Here is a 16,150-nt window from a genome sequence, read left to right as displayed (position 1 = left end):
GCTCGCGTCGTCTTCCGCGCGCCCCGGGCGCGCACACGGGGCCCCAAGGGGCCCCGTTTCACGCTAGAATCAGCGGTTTTTCCGCCACCGGGCAAGTGCGCCGATGTTTCGGCGTGGCTGCCACACCTGCACTCGAGAGGCACCATGAAAGAAGGCATCCACCCGAACTACCGCGAGGTCTGCTTCCAGGACCTGTCCAACGGCTTCAAGTTCGTGACGCGTTCGTGCGTTCAGACCAAGGAAACGATCAAGCTGGACGACGGCCGTGAACTGCCGCTGGTGAAGCTCGAAACGACGAGCGAGACGCACCCGTTCTACACCGGTACGCAAAAGAGCGTGGACAACCTGGGCGGCCGCGTCGAGAAGTTCCGCAACAAGTTCGCGCGCATCGGCCTCAAGAAGTGAGGCATGCCCGCCGGGGCCGGCTCTCGGCCCCCGCAGGACAAGGCAGCCTCGGCTGCCTTTTCTTTTTCCGGCCGTCTTCAAGCATCATCGTCCCCCGGTGAGCAGCCCCAATCCCGCCCTCGTCACCCAGCGCGGCGCACGCTCCCTGCCGCGGCTGGCCCTGCTGGTGTTCTGCGCGGCCTACGTGCTGCCGGGCGTCTTCCATCGCGACCCCTGGCGCAACGCCGACCTCGTCGCCTACGGCGTGATGGCAGCCATCGCCGAGGGCCGCACGACCTGGCTGTCACCGACACTCGGCGGCGTGGGCGCCGACGCGGCGCTGCTGCCGCACTGGCTGGGCGCGCTGGCGATCCAGTGGCTGGGGCCGCTGTTCGGCGACGGCGCCTTCGCCGCGCGCATCCCGTTCGCGCTGCTGCTGGCGCTGGCGATGGTGCTGGTCTGGTACACCACCTACTACCTCGCCCGCACCCAGGCGGCGCAGCCGGTGGCCTTCGCCTTCGGCGGCGAGGCGGACCCGGTGGACTACGCGCGCGCGATCGCCGACGGCGCGCTGCTGGCGCTGATCGCCACGCTGGGCCTGCTGCAGCTGGGCCACGAGACGACGCCCGAGCTCGGGCAGCTGGTCGGCATGGGCCTGTTCATGCTCGCGCTGGCGATCGCGCCGTTCCGGCGCTGGCAGCCGCGCGTGGCCGTCGTCGCCGCGCTGCTGGTGCTGGCCGGCAGCGGCGCGCCGTCGCTGGCGCTGGGTGTCGGCCTGGGCGGCATGCTGGTCTGCTGGCGCTCGGCCTACGACAGCGTGCGCCGCTTCGTGCCCTGGGTGGCCGCGGCGACGCTGACCTCGGGGGCGCTGGCCGCCTGGCTGGGCGCCTGGCACTGGCGCGCCTCCTGGCCCGACGCCGACGACGCCGTGACGCTGGCGCGCCAGTGGGCCTGGTTCCTGTGGCCGGCCTGGCCGCTGGTGCTGTGGACGCTGTGGCAGTGGCGCCGCCACCTGACGCACCGCCACATCTCGGTGCCGCTGGTCACGGTCGTCGTCGCGATGGTCTCGGCCATCGCCACGAACATGAACGACCGCGTGCTGATGCTGGCCATCCCCGGGCTGGCGGTGCTGGCGGCGTTCGCGCTGCCGACGCTCAAGCGCGCGAGCTCGGCGGCGATCGACTGGTTCTCGATGTTCTTCTTCACGTTCGGGGCGGTCGCGATCTGGTTCTTCTATGTCGCGATGCAGACCGGCGTGCCGGCCAAGCCGGCGGCCAACGCGCTGCGCCTGGTGCCGGGCTTCACGGTGCGCTTCGAACCCGTCGAGCTGGCCTTCGCCGCGGCCGGCACGCTGGCCTGGCTGTGGCTGCTGCGCTGGCGCACCGGCCGCCACCGCGAGGCGCTGTGGAAGAGCATGGTCATCCCGGCCGGCGGCGTGGCGCTGTGCTGGCTGCTGATGATGACGCTGTGGCGTGCGCCGCTGGACTACGCGCGCAGCTCGCGGCCCGAGATCGAGCAGATGCAGCATCACCTGCCCGCCGGCAGCTGCCTCGCGGCACCGGCGGCGCCGGCGGTCGCGGTCGCGGCGCTGGAGGTCTTCGGCCGCTACCGCGTCGACGCCCGGCCCGACGCCGCCGGCGGCGACTGCGGGCATCTGCTGTACCGCGTGCGGGGCCTGAAGGCGCCGCCGGCGCCGGCCGGCTGGCAGCACGTCGCCACCTTCCAGCGCATGAACGACCGCGGTGAACGCCTGGCGCTGTACCGGCGTCAGCCGACCGCGGCCGGCGAGGCGGCCGCCGCGACACGCTGACGCAGCCGCGCCGCCGGGAACACCAGCCTGAAGCACGAGCCCTTGCCGGGCTCGCTGCGCACGTCGATCTCGCCGCCGTGGCGCTGCACGACGTGCTTGACGATCGACAGCCCCAGCCCGGTGCCGCCGGTCTCGCGCGAGCGGCTGCCGTCGACGCGGTAGAAACGTTCGGTCAGCCGCGGCAGGTGCTCGCGCGCGATGCCGACGCCGGTGTCGGCGACCTCGATCTCGGCGCTGCCGTCGTCGCGGGCGTGAAAACGCAGGTCGATGCGGCCGCCTTCGGGCGTGTAGCGCACGGCGTTGCCGACGAGGTTGCCGATCGCGCTGAGCAGCTCGGTCTCGCTGCCGGCGATCTCGAAGTCCTCGCCGCCGGCGGCGTCGATCTCGTGGCGGCCGGCCGACAGCGCGCGGCCGTCGGCCTCGGCGCGGCGCAGCAGCGCGGACACCGATGACCAGCGGTCCGGCGGCGGCCGCGGGCTGCCTTCGAGCTGCGCCAGCGTCAGCAGGTCGGCCACCAGGGCCTGCATGCGGTCGGTCTGCTGCGCCATCAGCTTGAGCACACGCTCGCGCTCGACCGGCGTCAGCGGCAGCGAGGCCATGGTCTCGACGAAGCCGGCGAGCACCGTCAGCGGCGTGCGGATCTCGTGCGAGACGTTGGCGACGAAGTCGCGCCGCATCGCGTCGGCCCGTTCGCGCTCGGTGACGTCCAGCGACAGCACCAGGCGCAGGCCTTCGCCGTACTCGCGCACGATGACCGAGAAGCTGCGCCGGCCCAGCGGGTCGACGAGGGACAGCGTGTCGGAGAAGTCGCCGGCCTGCAGGAACTGCACGAAGGCCGGCTGGCGCACGAGGTTGGTGACGCGCTGGCGCCGGTCGCGCACCGGGTCGAGGCCGAAGTGGTCGGCGGCCACCGAGTTGCACCACTCGATCTGGCCGCCGGCGTCGAGCAGCATGACGCCGTTGGGCGAAGCCTCGATCGCCGACAGGAACTGCTCCAGGCGCTCGCGCTCGCGTTCGATCTGCGCCTCGCGCTGGCGCAGCGCGCGCTCGACCCGGTAGCCGAGCTCACCCCAGAAACCGGTATCGCGCGGCGCGCCACGCGCCTGGTCGCCGCGCAGCCAGCCCAGCAGACGCCGGCCGCGCCAGCCCTCGACCGCGGCCGCCAGCGCAGCGAAGAAGGCGGCGCCCAGCGGCGCGCCCAGGCCGGGCTGGCCGACGGAGCGCCCGACGACGTCACCGACCAGCGCACCGAGCGCGCCGGCGAGCATCGCCCAGACGGCGCGCGACAGCAGTGCACCCATGAGGGATCAGGCGGCGACGCTGCCCAGCTGCTGCGTCATGCGGTAGCCCGCACCACGCACGGTCTCGATCAGCGCCGAACACTGCGCCGGCGCCAGCGCCTCGCGCAGGCGCTTGACGTGCACGTCGACCGTGCGCTCCTCGATGAACACGTGGTCGCCCCAGACGCGGTCGAGCAGCTGCGCGCGGCTGTGCACACGCTCGGGGTGCGTCATCAGGAAGTGCAGCAGGCGGAACTCGGTCGGGCCCATCTTGACCTCGCGCAGCTCGCCGTCGACGCGGCGCGTGACGCGGCGCGTGGCCGGGTCCAGGCGCAGGCCGGCGACCTCGACCGGGCTGTCCAGCGCCTCGGGCGCCTTGCGCCGCAGCACGGCACGCATGCGCGCCAGCAGCTCCTTCGGCGAGAACGGCTTGGTCAGGTAGTCGTCGGCGCCGGCGTCGAGGCCGGCGATCTTGTCGGCCTCCTCGTTGCGCGCCGTCAGCATGATGATCGGGATCTCGCGCGTGCGCGTCTCGGCACGCCAGCGGCGCGCCAGCTGCAGCCCGCTCTGGCCGGGCAGCATCCAGTCGACGAGCACCAGGTCGGGCAGCACGCGGTCGACGGCGGCCTGGGCCTGGTCGGCCGTGGCGGCGACCGTGACCTCGTAGCCGGCGTGGCGCAGGTTGATCGAGATGAGTTCGGCGATCGCCGATTCGTCTTCGACGACGAGAACGTGGCTCATCGTGCCTCCTTGTGCCTCAGCGCACGACGTTCTCGACCGCCTCGACCGAGGCGTGCCGCACGTCCGTGCCCTTGACGACGTAGATGATGGCTTCGGCGAGGTTCTTGGCGTGGTCGCCCACCCGCTCGATGGCCTTGGCGACGAAGACCAGGTCGATGCTCGAGGAGATCGTGCGCGGGTCTTCCATCATGTAGGTGATCAGCTTGCGCAGCAGGCCGTCGAACTCCTGGTCGATCTGGTCGTCCTGCTTGAGCACCTCGAGCGCACGCGCGGTGTCCAGGCGGGCAAAGGCGTCGAGGGCCTTGCGCAGCTGGGCGAGCGCCAGGTTGGCCTCGAAGTCCAGGTCGGCCACCGGCAGGCGCAGCCGGCTGGAGACGCCGGTGTTGATCAGGCGCTGCACGGTGCGCGCGATGCGCGCGGCTTCGTCGCCGACACGCTCGAGGTTGCCGATCGTGCGGCTGACGGCGATCAGCAGGCGCAGGTCGCGCGCGGTCGGCTGGCGGCGGGCGATGATCGCCGACAGGTCGCGGTCGATCTCGACCTCGAACTGGTTGACCCGCTCCTCCTGCTGCAGCACCTGCGAGGCGGTCTCGCCGCTGAACTGCGTCAGCGCGTAGATCGCCTGCGCGACCTGGGCCTCGACGAGGCCGCCCATCTCCAGCACGCGGTTGGAGATACCGCTGAGCTCGGCGTCGAATTGCGTCGAAAGGTGTTTGTCGGTCATGGTCGGGTCCTCGACGCGGGGGGCATCAACCGAAGCGGCCGGTGATGTAGTCCTCGGTGTCCTTCTTCTTCGGCTTCATGAAGATGTCGGTCGTGGCGCCGAACTCGACCAGGTCGCCGAGGTACATGTAGGCGGTGTAGTCGGAGCAGCGCGCCGCCTGCTGCATGTTGTGGGTGACGATCATCACCGTGTAGTCGGCCTTGAGCTCGTGGATCAGCTCCTCGATCTTGCCGGTGGAGATCGGGTCCAGCGCCGAGCAGGGTTCGTCGAGCAGCAGCACCTCGGGCTTGATGGCGATGCCGCGCGCGATGCACAGCCGCTGCTGCTGGCCGCCCGAGAGGCCGGCGCCGCTCTGGCCGAGCTTGTCCTTGACCTCGTTCCACAGCGCCGCCTTCTTCAGCGCCCACTCGACACGCTCGTCCATCTCGACGCGCGGCAGCGACTCGAACAGCCGCACGCCGAAGGCGATGTTGTCGTAGATCGACATCGGGAACGGCGTCGGCTTCTGGAACACCATGCCGACCTTGGCGCGGATCAGCGAGACGTCGGTCTTGCTGCCGAGGATGTTCTCGCCGTCGAGCAGGATCTCGCCCTCGGCGCGCTGCTCCGGGTAGAGCTCGAACATGCGGTTGAAGGTGCGCAGCAGCGTGCTCTTGCCGCAGCCCGACGGGCCGATGAAGGCCGTGACCTTGCGCTCGGGGATGTCGAGGTTGATGCGCTTCAACGCATGGAAGTTGCCGTAATAGAAGTTCAGGTCGCGCACCGAGATCTTGACCTTCTCGGTGGTCGGCAGGTCGACGGGTCGGTCCATCGCGGAGAGCCTTATTGCTTGTTGCGGAACAGCACGCGGGCGAGGATGTTCAGCCCGAGCACGCCCAGCGTGATGAGGAAGACGCCGGCCCACGCGAGCTTCTGCCAGTTCTCGTAGGGGCTCATCGCGAACTTGAAGATCGTCACCGGCAGGCTGGCCATCGGCTGGCTGACGTCCAGCGTGAAGAACTGGTTGGACAGCGCGGTGAACAGCAGCGGTGCGGTCTCGCCGGAGATGCGCGCCAGCGCCAGCAGCACGCCGGTGACGACGCCGGCCAGCGAGGCCTTCAGCGTCACCGAGGCGATGACCTTCCACTTCGGCGTGCCCAGCGCGTAGGCGGCTTCGCGCAGCGAGTTCGGGATCAGGCCGAGCATGGTCGCCGTCGTGCGCACGACGACCGGGATGACGATCAGCGCCAGCGCCAGCACGCCGGCGAAGGCCGAGAAGCTGCGGGTGTGCGCCACCACCGCCGAGTAGACGAACAGGCCGATGACGATCGACGGCGCGGACAGCAGGATGTCGTTGATGAACTCGGTGGTGCGGCCCAGCCAGGTGCGCTGGCCGTACTCGGAGAGGTAGATGCCGCAGAGCACGCCGATCGGCGTGCCCAGCAGCGTCGCCAGACCGACCATGACCAGCGAGCCCACGATGGCGTTGGCCAGGCCGCCGGTCTCGGCCAGCGGCGGCGGCGTCGAGACGGTGAAGACCTGCAGCGTCAGCCCGGCATAGCCCAGGCGCACGGTCTCGACGAGGATCCAGACCAGCCAGAAGACGCCGAAGGCCATCGCCGCCAGCGCCAGCGTCAGCGCGATGACGTTGACGCGCTTGCGCCGCGCGTGCATGGCCAGGCGGCCGGCGCCGAAGGAGTCGGCGAGGCTCATGAACGGCTCCCTTCACCCTTGCGCAGCCGCACCAGCAGCAGGCGCGAGAAGGCCAGGACGACGAAGGTGATGAGGAACAGCACGAGGCCCAGGTAGATCAGCGAGGCCTGGTGCAGGCCGGCCTCGGCTTCGGCGAACTCGTTGGCCAGCGCCGAGGTGATGCTGTTGGCGGCCTCGAACAGCGACAGCGAGTCGAGCTGGTTGAAGTTGCCGATGACGAAGGTGACGGCCATCGTCTCGCCGAGCGCGCGGCCCAGGCCGAGCATGATGCCGCCGACGACGCCGGTCTTGGTGTAGGGCAGCACGACCTTCCAGACGACCTCCCAGGTCGTCGCGCCCAGGCCGTAAGCCGATTCCTTGAGCAGCGGCGGCGTGACGTCGAAGACGTCGCGCATCGTCGCGGCGATGAACGGGATCACCATGATCGCGAGGATGATCCCCGCCGACAGGATGCCGATGCCCACCGGCGGGCCGCTGAACAGCGCGCCGAGCACCGGCACCTCGCCGAACAGCGACTGCAGCGGGCCCTGGACGTAGGTGGCCAGGATCGGCCCGAAGACCAGCAGACCCCACATGCCGTAGACGATCGACGGCACCGCGGCGAGCAGCTCGATGGCCGTGCCCAGCGGCCGCTTCAGCCACTTGGGCGCCAGCTCGGTGAGGAACAGCGCGATGCCGAAGCTCACCGGCACCGCGATCAGCAGCGCGATCAGCGAGGTGGCGATCGTGCCGTAGATCATCACCAGGCCGCCGAACTTCTGCTGCACCGGGTCCCAGTCCTTGGACCAGAGGAAACCCAGGCCGAACTCCTGGATCGCCGGCGCAGCGCCGATCAGCAGCGAGATGATGATGCCGGCCAGCAGCGCCAGCGTGAGAAGCGCGGCGCCATGGGCCAGCGCCGAGAACAGCGCGTCGGCCCAGGGACCGTCCCGCCGCTTGCGCGGCGGCTGGCCCTTCGGGGCCGCTCGTGCCATGTCGCGATCCTGCTCGTAGGGGGTCGCGGGGAGTGTAGCGGCCAAGAGGAGCTCCGGTTCCCTGGTGACGTGACGATCGGACAGGCGATTACTTGAAGGCGATCGCCTTGCCGGCGCCGTCCTTCAGCTCGGCCGCCCACTGCTTGCGGATCAGGTCCTTGACCGAGGCCGGCAGCGGCACGTAGTCGAGTTCCTCGGCCATCTTGTCGCCGTTGGTGTAGGCCCAGTCGAAGAACTTCAGCGAGGCCGCCGCGCTGGCCGGCTTGTCCTGCGCCTTGTGCATCATGATGAAGGTCGCGCCGGTGATCGGCCAGCTGTCCTTGCCGGGCTGCTCGGTCAGCACCTGATAGAAGCTCTTGGCCCAGTCGGCACCGGCGGCGGCGGCCTTGAAGGCGGTGTCGTCCGGGGCGACGAAGCTGCCGGCCTGGTTCTTCAGCAGCACGTGCGCCATCTTGTTCTGCTTGGCGTAGGCGTATTCGACGTAGCCGATCGAGTTCGGCAGGCGCTGCACGAAGGCCGAGACGCCTTCGTTGCCCTTGCCGCCGGCGCCGGTCGGCCAGTTCACGGCCGTGCCTTCGCCGACCTTGGCCTTCCACTCGGCGTTCACCTTCGACAGGTAGTTGGTGAACAGGAAGCTGGTGCCGGAGCCGTCGGCGCGGCGCACCGGGGCGATCTTCGAGTCGGGCAGCGACACGCCCGGGTTCAGCGCGGCGATCGCCGGGTCGTTCCACTTCTGGACCTTGCCCAGGTAGATGTCGCCCAGCACCTGGCCGGTGAGCTTGAGCTGGCCCGGCTTGATGCCGGCGACGTTGACCACCGGCACGACGCCGCCGATCACCGTCGGGAACTGGATCAGGCCGTCCTTGGCGAGCTCGGCGTCGGCCAGCGGTGCGTCGCTGGCGCCGAAGTCGACGGTCTTGCCGCGGATCTGGCGCATGCCGGCACCCGAGCCCACCGACTGGTAGTTGATGCGCACGCCGGTGGCCTTGTTGTAGGCGTCGGCCCACTTGGCGTAGATCGGGGCGGGGAACGAGGCGCCGGCGCCGGTCACGTCCTGGGCCCAGGCGAAGGAGGTGCCGAGCGCCATCGTGGCGGCCAGCGCGATACCGCGGGACAGATTCAGAGTCATCGATTGCACCTTGTGGAGGGTGGGGTGAGGTCCTGACGTTCGGGCTGGACTCTAGAAAGGCTTCGTGACGGCGCTGTGACACCTGCCGAAAGGACTGTCATCGACGCGATCCCGTCACGCGGAGGTCACGGGAACGTCACGAACGCCGCCTAGCCTTGCGCCGGACGATTTCCCTTCAGACCGGAGACCTTTCGATGACCCGCACTCCCCGCCTCTTTCTCGGCGCCCTGGCGCTGACCGCCTCGGCCTGGCTCGCCGGTTGCGCCACCACGCCGGCGCCGACGACGATCGCCGACACCGCGGCGCGCACGCCCGAGCTGTCGACGCTGAACCGCCTGATCCAGGAAGCCGGCCTCGCCGACACGCTGCGCGGCGCCGGCCCGTACACCGTCTTCGCGCCCAGCGACGAGGCCTTCAAGGCCGTCCCGGCCAAGACCATGGCCGAGCTGTCGACGAACAAGGAACTGCTGAAGTCGGTGCTCGGCTACCACGTGCTGCCGGGCAAGGTGACGGCCGCCGAGGTCAAGGACGGCCAGGTCGCGACGCTGCAGGGCGCCAAGGTCGCCGTCTCGCACGCCGGCGACTTCGTCACCGTCGACGAGGCGCTGGTGCAGAAGGCCGACGTGCCGGCGACCAACGGCGTGATCCACGTCGTCGACCGCGTGCTGATGCCGCCGAAGAAGTGATTGAAAAGGGCCGCCCGAGGCGGCCCTGTCGCACGATGACGAGCCGCCCGGCCTCCCGGCCCGCGGCTCGTCGTGCGTTCAGCCGCGCACGGCGGCCGCGGCCAGGCGCTCGGCGCAGCGGCGGCCCAGTTCGCCGTCGCGCGCCTCGACCATCACACGCAGCACCGGCTCGGTGCCCGAGGCGCGGATCAGCACCCGGCCACCGTCGCCGAGTTCACGCTCGACGGTCTCGCGCACGTCCTGCAGCGCGGCGTTGCGCGTCCAGTCGCTGCCCTCGGGCAGGCGGACGTTGAGCAGCGTCTGCGGGAACAGGTCCACGCCTTCGAGCAGCGCGGCCAGCGGCCGGCCGGCGCGACGCACCGCCTGCAGCACCTGCAGCGCGCTGACGATGCCGTCACCGGTGGTGTGGCGGTCCAGCGCCAGCAGATGGCCGGAGCCTTCGCCGCCGAGCTGCCAGCCGCGCGCGGCCAGTTCCTCGAGCACGTAGCGGTCGCCGACCTTGGCGCGCACCATCGGCACGCCGCGGCGCTGCAGCGCCTGCTCGACGGCGATGTTGGTCATCAGCGTGCCGACGACGCCCGGCACCACCTGGCCCTGCGTCAGGCGGTCGTGGGCCAGCACGTACAGCAGTTCGTCGCCGTTGTAGAGCCGGCCCTGGGCGTCGACCATCAGCAGCCGGTCGGCGTCGCCGTCCAGCGCCACGCCGTAGTCGGCGCAGTGCTCGGCGACGGCCGCCACCAGCGCCTTCGGCGAGGTCGCGCCGACGCCGGCGTTGATGTTCAGGCCGTCGGGCTCGCAACCGATCTTCACGACCGTGGCGCCGAGCTCGTGGAAGACGTCGGGGGCGACGTGGTAGGCGGCGCCGTGCGCGGCGTCGACGACGATCTTCAGCCCGCGCAGCGACAGGCTGTGCGGCACGGTGCTCTTGCAGAACTCGATGTAGCGGCCGCTGGCGTCGGCGAGGCGGCGCGCCTTGCCCAGACCGGCGGAGTCGACCCACTGCGCCGGCTCCTGCAGCGCGGCCTCGACCTCGCGTTCCCACTCGTCGGGCAGCTTCTCGCCGGCGGCGGAGAAGAACTTGACGCCGTTGTCGGCGAACGGGTTGTGCGAGGCGCTGATGACGACGCCCAGATCCAGCCGCAGCGCGCGTGTCAGGTAGGCGACGCCGGGGGTCGGCAGCGGGCCGCTCAGCAGCACGTCGACACCGGCCGAGGCAAAGCCGGCTTCCAGCGCCGACTCGATCATGTAGCCCGAGATGCGGGTGTCCTTGCCGACGAGCACCGTCGGGCGTGCGCTGCTGCGGCGCAACACGCGGCCGACCGCGTGGCCCAGGCGCAGCATGAAGTCCGGCGTGATCGGGGCGCGGCCGACGGTGCCGCGGATGCCGTCGGTGCCGAAATAGGTTCTGCTCATGGGGTGATTGTCGCGGTTGGCGGCGGCGCCCGGCGCCCCCGCAAGCGTGGATTTGAGCCAGCTCAGGCGGCCGGGCGGCGGCAGCAGGCCACCGCCGACCAGACCTTGAGCGCATCGACGGTGGCGCCGACGTCGTGCACGCGCACGATGCGCGCCCCGCGTTCGACGGCCATCAGCGCCGCGGCGACGCTGGCCGCCAGGCGCTCGCCGGCCGGCCGGCCGGTCAGCTGGCCGAGCGTGCCCTTGCGCGACCAGCCGACCAGCAGCGGCATCTGCAGGTCCAGCAGCTCGCGCTGGCGCGCCAGCAGTTCGAGGTTGTGCGCGGCGGTCTTCGCGAAGCCGACGCCGGGGTCCGCGGCGATGCGCTCGCGCGCGATGCCGGCGGCCTCCAGCGCGGCCGCCCGCTCGCGCAGGAAGCCGGCGACCTCGGCGACGACGTCGTCGTAGTCGGTCAGCGACTGCATCGTGGCCGGCTCGCCGCGCATGTGCATGACGCAGACGCCGGCCGTCGGGTGCGCCGCCACCGCCTCGAGGGCACCGGGGCGCAGCAGCGAGCGCACGTCGTTGACGATGTCCGCCCCGGCCGCCAGCACCGCGCGCATGACCTCCGGGCTGCTCGTGTCGACCGAGACCGGAACGCCCAGCGTCACGGCGTGGCGCACCACGGGCAGCACGCGCGCCAGTTCCTCGTCGACGTCGGGCGCCACCGAGCCGGGCCGGGTGGACTCGCCGCCGATGTCCAGGATGTCGACGCCCTGCTCGACCAGCGCGTCGCAGTGCGCCCGGGCCGCGTCGGCGTCACGGTAGCGCCCGCCATCGGAGAACGAGTCGGGCGTGGCGTTGACGATGCCCATCACGCGCGGGCGCGACAGGTCGATGCGGAAACGTGCGGTCTGCCAGACGGTGGCGGAAGCGGACATCCTGGGTGGAGCGGTTGAGTCGTCGAGAGAGGCAGTGTGCCTTGGTGGCGCGGAGGCGGGACGGGCCGCCGAACTCAGGGGTCAGGTCTCGGCCGAACTCAGGGGTCAGGTCTCACGAGACCTGACCCCGTTCTTCAGCTGGGGTCAGGTCTCGTGAGACCTGACCCCGAATGCCGGCGCTCAGCGGAAACGAACGCGGGGCCCGAAGGCCCCGCGTTCCCGGCGTCGTGCGAGCTCAGACCGTCGCCGGCGTGCCGTCCGGATGCGCCGGCGGCGTGGTGCCGCCGCCCTTGTTGGCCGACGGCGTCCAGTCCTTCGGCGGGCGCGGCGGCTTGCCGGACATGATGTCGTCGATCTGCTCGGCGTCGATCGTCTCCCACTCGAGCAGCGCCTGGGCCATCGAGTGCATCTTGTCCTGGTGGTCCTCGATCAGCTTGCGCGCAACGACGTAGCGCTCGTCGATGATGCGGCGGATGACCTCGTCGACCTTGCGCATGGTCTCCTCGGACATCGTCGTCGTCTTGGTCACCGAACGGCCGAGGAAGACCTCGCCTTCGTTCTCGGCATAGACCATCGGGCCCAGCTCGTCGGTCATGCCGTAGCGCGTGACCATGTCGCGCGCGATCTGCGTCGCACGCTCGAAGTCGTTGCTGGCGCCGGTGGTCATCTGGTTCATGAACACCTCTTCGGCGATGCGGCCGCCGAACAGCACCGAGATCGTCGACAGCATGCGCTCCTTGTCCATGCTGTAGCGGTCGCCTTCGGGCAACTGCATCGTCACGCCCAGCGCACGGCCGCGCGGGATGATCGTCACCTTGTGCACCGGGTCGGTCTTGGGCAGCAGGCGCGCGACGAGCGCGTGGCCGGCCTCGTGGTAGGCGGTGTTCTTGCGCTCCTCCTCGGGCATGACCATGGACTTGCGCTCGGGGCCCATCATGATCTTGTCCTTGGCCTTCTCGAAGTCGACCATCTCGACGACGCGGCCGTTGCGGCGCGCAGCGAAGAGGGCCGCCTCGTTGACCAGGTTGGCCAGGTCGGCACCGGAGAAGCCCGGCGTGCCGCGTGCCAGGATGTCGGCACGGATGTCCTGGCCGACCGGCACCTTGCGCATGTGCACGTTGAGGATCTGCTCGCGGCCGCGCACGTCGGGCAGCGTCACGTAGACCTGGCGGTCGAAACGGCCCGGGCGCAGCAGCGCCGGGTCAAGGATGTCGGGCCGGTTGGTGGCCGCCATCACGATGACGCCGAGGTTGGTCTCGAAGCCGTCCATCTCGACGAGCATCTGGTTCAGCGTCTGCTCGCGCTCGTCGTTGCCGCCGCCCAGGCCGGCACCGCGGTGGCGGCCGACGGCGTCGATCTCGTCGATGAAGATGATGCAGGGCGCGCTCTTCTTCGCCTGCTCGAACATGTCGCGCACACGCGCCGCGCCGACGCCGACGAACATCTCGACGAAGTCGGAGCCGGAGATGCTGAAGAACGGCACCTTGGCCTCGCCGGCGATGGCCTTGGCCAGCAGCGTCTTGCCGGTTCCCGGAGGGCCGACCAGCAGCACGCCGCGCGGGATGCGCCCGCCCAGCTTCTGGAACTTCTGCGGGTCCTTCAGGAAGTCGACGAGTTCCTTGACCTCTTCCTTGGCCTCGTCGCAGCCGGCGACGTCGGCGAAGGTGGTCGAGTTGTTGGCCTCGTCGAGCATGCGCGCCTTGCTCTTGCCGAAGCTGAAGGCGCCGCCCTTGCCGCCGCCCTGCATCTGGCGCATGAAGTACACCCAGACGCCGATCAGCAGCAGCATCGGGCCCCAGCTGACGAGGATGCTCATCAGCACCGAGGGCTCCTCGCGCGGCTTGACGTCGAACTTGATGCCGTTGTTGATCAGGTCGCCGACGAGGCCGCGATCAAGGTAGGTCGCCGTGCTGCGCAGGCGCTTGTCGTCCGTCGTCGTCGCGATGATCTCGGTGCCGCCGCCGGGGTTCTCCTGCAGCGTGACCGACTTGATGCGCTTGCTGCGCACTTCCTCGAGGAAGTCGGAGTAGCCGATCTGGTTGCCCGCCGCCGCCCCCCGGTCGAACTGCTTGAAGACGGTGAAGAGCACGAGGGCGATCACCAGCCAGACGGCGACCTTGGAAAACCACTGATTGTTCACCGCGGCTCCTTCTCCAGTTCAACGGCGCGGAAGGCCACCACGCGGGCCAACCGAATTCCACGGTAGGTGGGGATCATTCTATTCGACACAAGGGTATGGGCCTGGACGAGAAAAACCGGGTGAAACACCACCGGACAGCGTCATTTTCCGCTGTCGGCGACGCCCTTGCCGTTCTTGGGGCCGATGCCGACCAGAAAGGTCTCGGCCGACTTGTCGCGCGAGGCCTTGGGCTTGATCGGCTTGACGACGCGAAAGCTGTCCTTGAAGAGCTTGACGAGCTGGCTGTAGCCGCTGCCGTGGAAGGCCTTGCAGACCAGCGCCCCTTCGGGCTTGAGGTGCTGGAGCGCGAACTCGACCGCCAGTTCCACCAGGTGCGCGATGCGCGCCGCGTCCGACACCGGAATGCCCGACAGGTTGGGCGCCATGTCCGAGACGACGATGTCGACCGGACGGCCGGCGAGCTCGGCGGCCAGGCGGGCGGCGACCTCGTCCTCGCGGAAGTCGCCCTGCAGGAAGGTGACGCCTTCGATCGGCTCGAAGTCGAGGATGTCCAGCGCGATGATCGTGCCGTCGAGCGCGCCCGCCGCGGCGCCTTCGGGTGCGAAGCGGCGGCGCAGGTACTGGCTCCAGGCGCCGGGCGTGGCACCCAGGTCGACGGCCACCTGGCCGGGCTTGATCAGCCCGAGGGCCTCGTCGATCTCCTTGAGCTTGTAGGCGGCACGCGAACGATAGCCGTCGCGCTGGGCTGCCTTCACGTACGGATCGGTCAGGTGATCGTGCAGCCAGGCTCGATTGACGCGTTTGCTCTTCGATGATTTCATTCGTCGGTCGATAATACGGCGATGCCCGCCATTGAACTCACGCCTGCCGAGCGCAAGCAACACCGCGCCGACGCCCACCACCTCGACCCGGTCGTCCTGATCGGAGCCGACGGCCTGACCCCCGCGGTGGTCAAGGAGACCGACGCGGCGCTGAACGCCCACGGACTGATCAAGGTCCGCATCTTCTCCGACGACCGCAACGCCCGTGCGGCGATGATGGCCCAGCTGGCCGGCGAGCTGAACGCCGCGCCGGTGCAGCAGATCGGCAAGCTGCTGGTGCTGTGGCGCCCGATCCCGGCCAAGGAGAAGACCGAGCGCGAGGACCGCAAGCCGGGGCCGCGTGTCGTCAAGCTGGTCAAGTTCTCCAAGAGCGGCAACCACCGCGCGACGGTCACGAAGGTCAAGGTCTATGGCAACCAGCGGGTCACCGCCGGCGGCCAGATCAAGCGCGTGAAGCCGCGCGCCACCAGCGTCAAGAAGAAGGTCTCGGACTGAGCGTCGCGCGCCAGGCCAGCACCATCACGAGGATGCACTTGAGCGCGTAGAACGCGCTGCTGATCGCATGCAGGGCGCCGAACGACAACGGCCCCTGCCCCAGGCGCGCCGCCGGCATCATCGGCTGGATGACGAAGTAGCCGGCGACGGTGCAGAAGATCGCACCCAGCGCCAGGCCGAAGCCCCACGAGAACTGCGCGCCGCCATCACGCCGCACGCAGGCACGCTCCAGCAGCACCATCACGACGCCCAGCGCGAGGCTGGTATAGGCTTCCTGCGCCAGCATGCGCGCGGCCAGCCGGCCGGCGTCGGCCTGCGGCAGCAGCGCGAACCCCGCCGGCGTCGCCAGCAGCGCGACGCACAGCAGCCAGCCGGCCCACAGGCCCGGCAGCAGGCGACGCCAGCGCTGCAGCGCCATCGTCAGATGTACTTCACCTCGACGATCTCCCAGTGCCTGACGCCGCCCGGCGCCTGCACCTCGGCGACGTCGCCGGCCATCTTGCCGATCAGCGCGCGCGCGATCGGGCTGCTGATCGAGATGCGGCCCTCCTTCAGGTCGGCCTCGTCGTCACCGACGATCTGGTAGGTGACCTCGGCCCCGGTGTCCTCGTCGGCGAGGTCGACCGTGGCGCCGAAGACGACCTTGCCGCCGGCGTCCAGCGCCGACGGGTCGATGACCTGGGCCGCGGCGAGCTTGCCCTCGAGCTCCTTGATCCGGCCTTCGATGAAGCCCTGCTTGTCCTTGGCCGCGTCGTACTCGGCGTTCTCGGACAGGTCGCCCTGGGCACGAGCCTCGGCGATGGCCTGGATGACCGCATGGCGCTCGACGGTCTTCAGGCGTTGCAGTTCTTCCTTCAGCTTTTCGGCGCCGCGCCGGGTCAGGGGGATGGTGGCCATGGTGAGCGTCTTGTGTTCGGACAAAGTGAATCCGCCGCAGGGGC

The 16,150-nt window shown here is 70.1% G+C and carries 17 protein-coding genes; 4 read left to right on the top strand and 13 right to left on the bottom strand.

The features are described 5' to 3' along the window. Positions 1 to 144: 144 nt before the first annotated feature. Positions 145 to 405, top strand: coding sequence for a type B 50S ribosomal protein L31 (locus G5B56_RS01370; protein WP_009857167.1), 261 nt, complete (start codon positions 145 to 147; stop codon positions 403 to 405). Between the two features lie 97 nt (positions 406 to 502). Further along, positions 503 to 2,194: a hypothetical protein gene (locus G5B56_RS01365; RefSeq protein ID WP_164962088.1), complete on the top strand. Its 1,692-nt coding sequence runs from the start codon at positions 503 to 505 to the stop codon at positions 2,192 to 2,194. Here G5B56_RS01365 and phoR read toward each other — a convergent pair. From phoR to pstS, 7 genes are all read right to left on the bottom strand, one after another. Next, positions 2,152 to 3,495: a phosphate regulon sensor histidine kinase PhoR gene (gene phoR, locus G5B56_RS01360; RefSeq protein WP_029718805.1), complete on the bottom strand. Its 1,344-nt coding sequence runs from the start codon at positions 3,493 to 3,495 to the stop codon at positions 2,152 to 2,154. The genes G5B56_RS01365 and phoR overlap by 43 nt on opposite strands. 6 nt (positions 3,496 to 3,501) lie before the next feature. Then, entirely contained in the window at positions 3,502 to 4,215 is a 714-nt protein-coding gene (phoB, locus tag G5B56_RS01355; protein ID WP_009857162.1) for a phosphate regulon transcriptional regulator PhoB, read from the bottom strand. A 16-nt stretch (positions 4,216 to 4,231) separates the two neighbouring features. Continuing rightward, a complete protein-coding gene (gene phoU, locus G5B56_RS01350; protein ID WP_009857161.1) occupies positions 4,232 to 4,939 on the bottom strand; it encodes a phosphate signaling complex protein PhoU in 708 nt (235 codons plus the stop codon). A 25-nt stretch (positions 4,940 to 4,964) separates the two neighbouring features. Then, positions 4,965 to 5,750, bottom strand: a complete 786-nt coding sequence (gene pstB, locus G5B56_RS01345) for a phosphate ABC transporter ATP-binding protein PstB (RefSeq protein WP_009857160.1) — start codon at positions 5,748 to 5,750, stop codon at positions 4,965 to 4,967. Positions 5,751 to 5,761: 11 nt separating this feature from the next. Then, on the bottom strand, positions 5,762 to 6,631 hold the full coding sequence (gene pstA / locus G5B56_RS01340; RefSeq protein WP_009857159.1) for a phosphate ABC transporter permease PstA: 870 nt from the start codon (positions 6,629 to 6,631) through the stop codon (positions 5,762 to 5,764). Next, complete coding sequence (gene pstC / locus G5B56_RS01335) at positions 6,628 to 7,605, bottom strand: phosphate ABC transporter permease PstC (RefSeq protein ID WP_009857158.1); 978 nt, start codon at positions 7,603 to 7,605, stop codon at positions 6,628 to 6,630. Before pstC ends, pstA begins: the two co-directional genes overlap by 4 nt. Positions 7,606 to 7,693: 88 nt before the next feature. Beyond that, entirely contained in the window at positions 7,694 to 8,734 is a 1,041-nt protein-coding gene (gene pstS, locus G5B56_RS01330; protein ID WP_164962087.1) for a phosphate ABC transporter substrate-binding protein PstS, read from the bottom strand. Positions 8,735 to 8,928: 194 nt separating this feature from the next. On the opposite strand from pstS, the gene G5B56_RS01325 reads away from it, so the two are divergent. Further along, positions 8,929 to 9,420, top strand: coding sequence for a fasciclin domain-containing protein (locus G5B56_RS01325; protein ID WP_009857156.1), 492 nt, complete (start codon positions 8,929 to 8,931; stop codon positions 9,418 to 9,420). A gap of 78 nt (positions 9,421 to 9,498) precedes the next feature. On the opposite strand, the gene glmM is transcribed toward G5B56_RS01325, so the two are convergent. From glmM to G5B56_RS01305, 4 genes are all read right to left on the bottom strand, one after another. Next, positions 9,499 to 10,833, bottom strand: a complete 1,335-nt coding sequence (gene glmM, locus G5B56_RS01320) for a phosphoglucosamine mutase (RefSeq protein WP_009857155.1) — start codon at positions 10,831 to 10,833, stop codon at positions 9,499 to 9,501. Positions 10,834 to 10,895: 62 nt separating this feature from the next. Beyond that, the gene (gene folP / locus G5B56_RS01315) at positions 10,896 to 11,753 is read right to left on the bottom strand and encodes a dihydropteroate synthase (protein ID WP_164962086.1); all 858 of its coding nucleotides are present in this window, start codon (positions 11,751 to 11,753) and stop codon (positions 10,896 to 10,898) included. A gap of 235 nt (positions 11,754 to 11,988) precedes the next feature. Further along, complete coding sequence (gene ftsH / locus G5B56_RS01310; protein WP_009857153.1) at positions 11,989 to 13,893, bottom strand: ATP-dependent zinc metalloprotease FtsH; 1,905 nt, start codon at positions 13,891 to 13,893, stop codon at positions 11,989 to 11,991. A gap of 140 nt (positions 13,894 to 14,033) precedes the next feature. Further along, positions 14,034 to 14,714 carry an RlmE family RNA methyltransferase gene (locus tag G5B56_RS01305; RefSeq protein ID WP_029718806.1) on the bottom strand — a complete coding sequence of 227 codons (681 nt, stop codon included), beginning with the start codon at positions 14,712 to 14,714 and terminating at the stop codon, positions 14,034 to 14,036. A 21-nt stretch (positions 14,715 to 14,735) separates the two neighbouring features. Here G5B56_RS01305 and G5B56_RS01300 point away from each other — a divergent pair, with 21 nt between their 5' ends. Beyond that, entirely contained in the window at positions 14,736 to 15,209 is a 474-nt protein-coding gene (locus tag G5B56_RS01300; RefSeq protein ID WP_009857151.1) for a YhbY family RNA-binding protein, read from the top strand. Here the strand turns inward: G5B56_RS01300 and G5B56_RS01295 are convergent. Continuing rightward, positions 15,187 to 15,627: a DUF4149 domain-containing protein gene (locus tag G5B56_RS01295; protein WP_164962085.1), complete on the bottom strand. Its 441-nt coding sequence runs from the start codon at positions 15,625 to 15,627 to the stop codon at positions 15,187 to 15,189. The two genes, G5B56_RS01300 and G5B56_RS01295, sit on opposite strands and share 23 nt — an antisense overlap. Positions 15,628 to 15,629: 2 nt before the next feature. Then, positions 15,630 to 16,106 (bottom strand): transcription elongation factor GreA, encoded by a 477-nt coding sequence (gene greA / locus G5B56_RS01290; RefSeq protein ID WP_164962084.1) that lies wholly within the window; start codon positions 16,104 to 16,106, stop codon positions 15,630 to 15,632. Between the last annotated feature and the right edge of the window lie 44 nt (positions 16,107 to 16,150).

The organism is Rubrivivax sp. JA1026, assembly GCF_011065555.1.
Taxonomy (GTDB): Bacteria; Pseudomonadota; Gammaproteobacteria; order Burkholderiales; family Burkholderiaceae_C; genus Rubrivivax; species Rubrivivax benzoatilyticus.
This window is presented reverse-complemented; position numbering and strand designations above follow the sequence as displayed.

Excerpts from the sequence above, each read along its gene's own strand:
- pstB (WP_009857160.1), bottom strand. The coding sequence starts at position 5,750 with ATGGACCGACCCGTCGACCTGCCGACCACCGAGAAGGTCAAGATCTCG.
- G5B56_RS01325 (WP_009857156.1), top strand. The coding sequence starts at position 8,929 with ATGACCCGCACTCCCCGCCTCTTTCTCGGCGCCCTGGCGCTGACCGCC.
- pstS (WP_164962087.1), bottom strand. The coding sequence starts at position 8,734 with ATGACTCTGAATCTGTCCCGCGGTATCGCGCTGGCCGCCACGATGGCG.
- folP (WP_164962086.1), bottom strand. The coding sequence starts at position 11,753 with ATGTCCGCTTCCGCCACCGTCTGGCAGACCGCACGTTTCCGCATCGAC.
- G5B56_RS01300 (WP_009857151.1), top strand. The coding sequence starts at position 14,736 with ATGCCCGCCATTGAACTCACGCCTGCCGAGCGCAAGCAACACCGCGCC.
- G5B56_RS01305 (WP_029718806.1), bottom strand. The coding sequence starts at position 14,714 with ATGAAATCATCGAAGAGCAAACGCGTCAATCGAGCCTGGCTGCACGAT.
- greA (WP_164962084.1), bottom strand. The coding sequence starts at position 16,106 with ATGGCCACCATCCCCCTGACCCGGCGCGGCGCCGAAAAGCTGAAGGAA.
- glmM (WP_009857155.1), bottom strand. The coding sequence starts at position 10,833 with ATGAGCAGAACCTATTTCGGCACCGACGGCATCCGCGGCACCGTCGGC.
- pstC (WP_009857158.1), bottom strand. The coding sequence starts at position 7,605 with ATGGCACGAGCGGCCCCGAAGGGCCAGCCGCCGCGCAAGCGGCGGGAC.
- pstA (WP_009857159.1), bottom strand. The coding sequence starts at position 6,631 with ATGAGCCTCGCCGACTCCTTCGGCGCCGGCCGCCTGGCCATGCACGCG.
- phoR (WP_029718805.1), bottom strand. The coding sequence starts at position 3,495 with ATGGGTGCACTGCTGTCGCGCGCCGTCTGGGCGATGCTCGCCGGCGCG.
- phoB (WP_009857162.1), bottom strand. The coding sequence starts at position 4,215 with ATGAGCCACGTTCTCGTCGTCGAAGACGAATCGGCGATCGCCGAACTC.
- G5B56_RS01370 (WP_009857167.1), top strand. The coding sequence starts at position 145 with ATGAAAGAAGGCATCCACCCGAACTACCGCGAGGTCTGCTTCCAGGAC.
- phoU (WP_009857161.1), bottom strand. The coding sequence starts at position 4,939 with ATGACCGACAAACACCTTTCGACGCAATTCGACGCCGAGCTCAGCGGT.
- G5B56_RS01295 (WP_164962085.1), bottom strand. The coding sequence starts at position 15,627 with ATGGCGCTGCAGCGCTGGCGTCGCCTGCTGCCGGGCCTGTGGGCCGGC.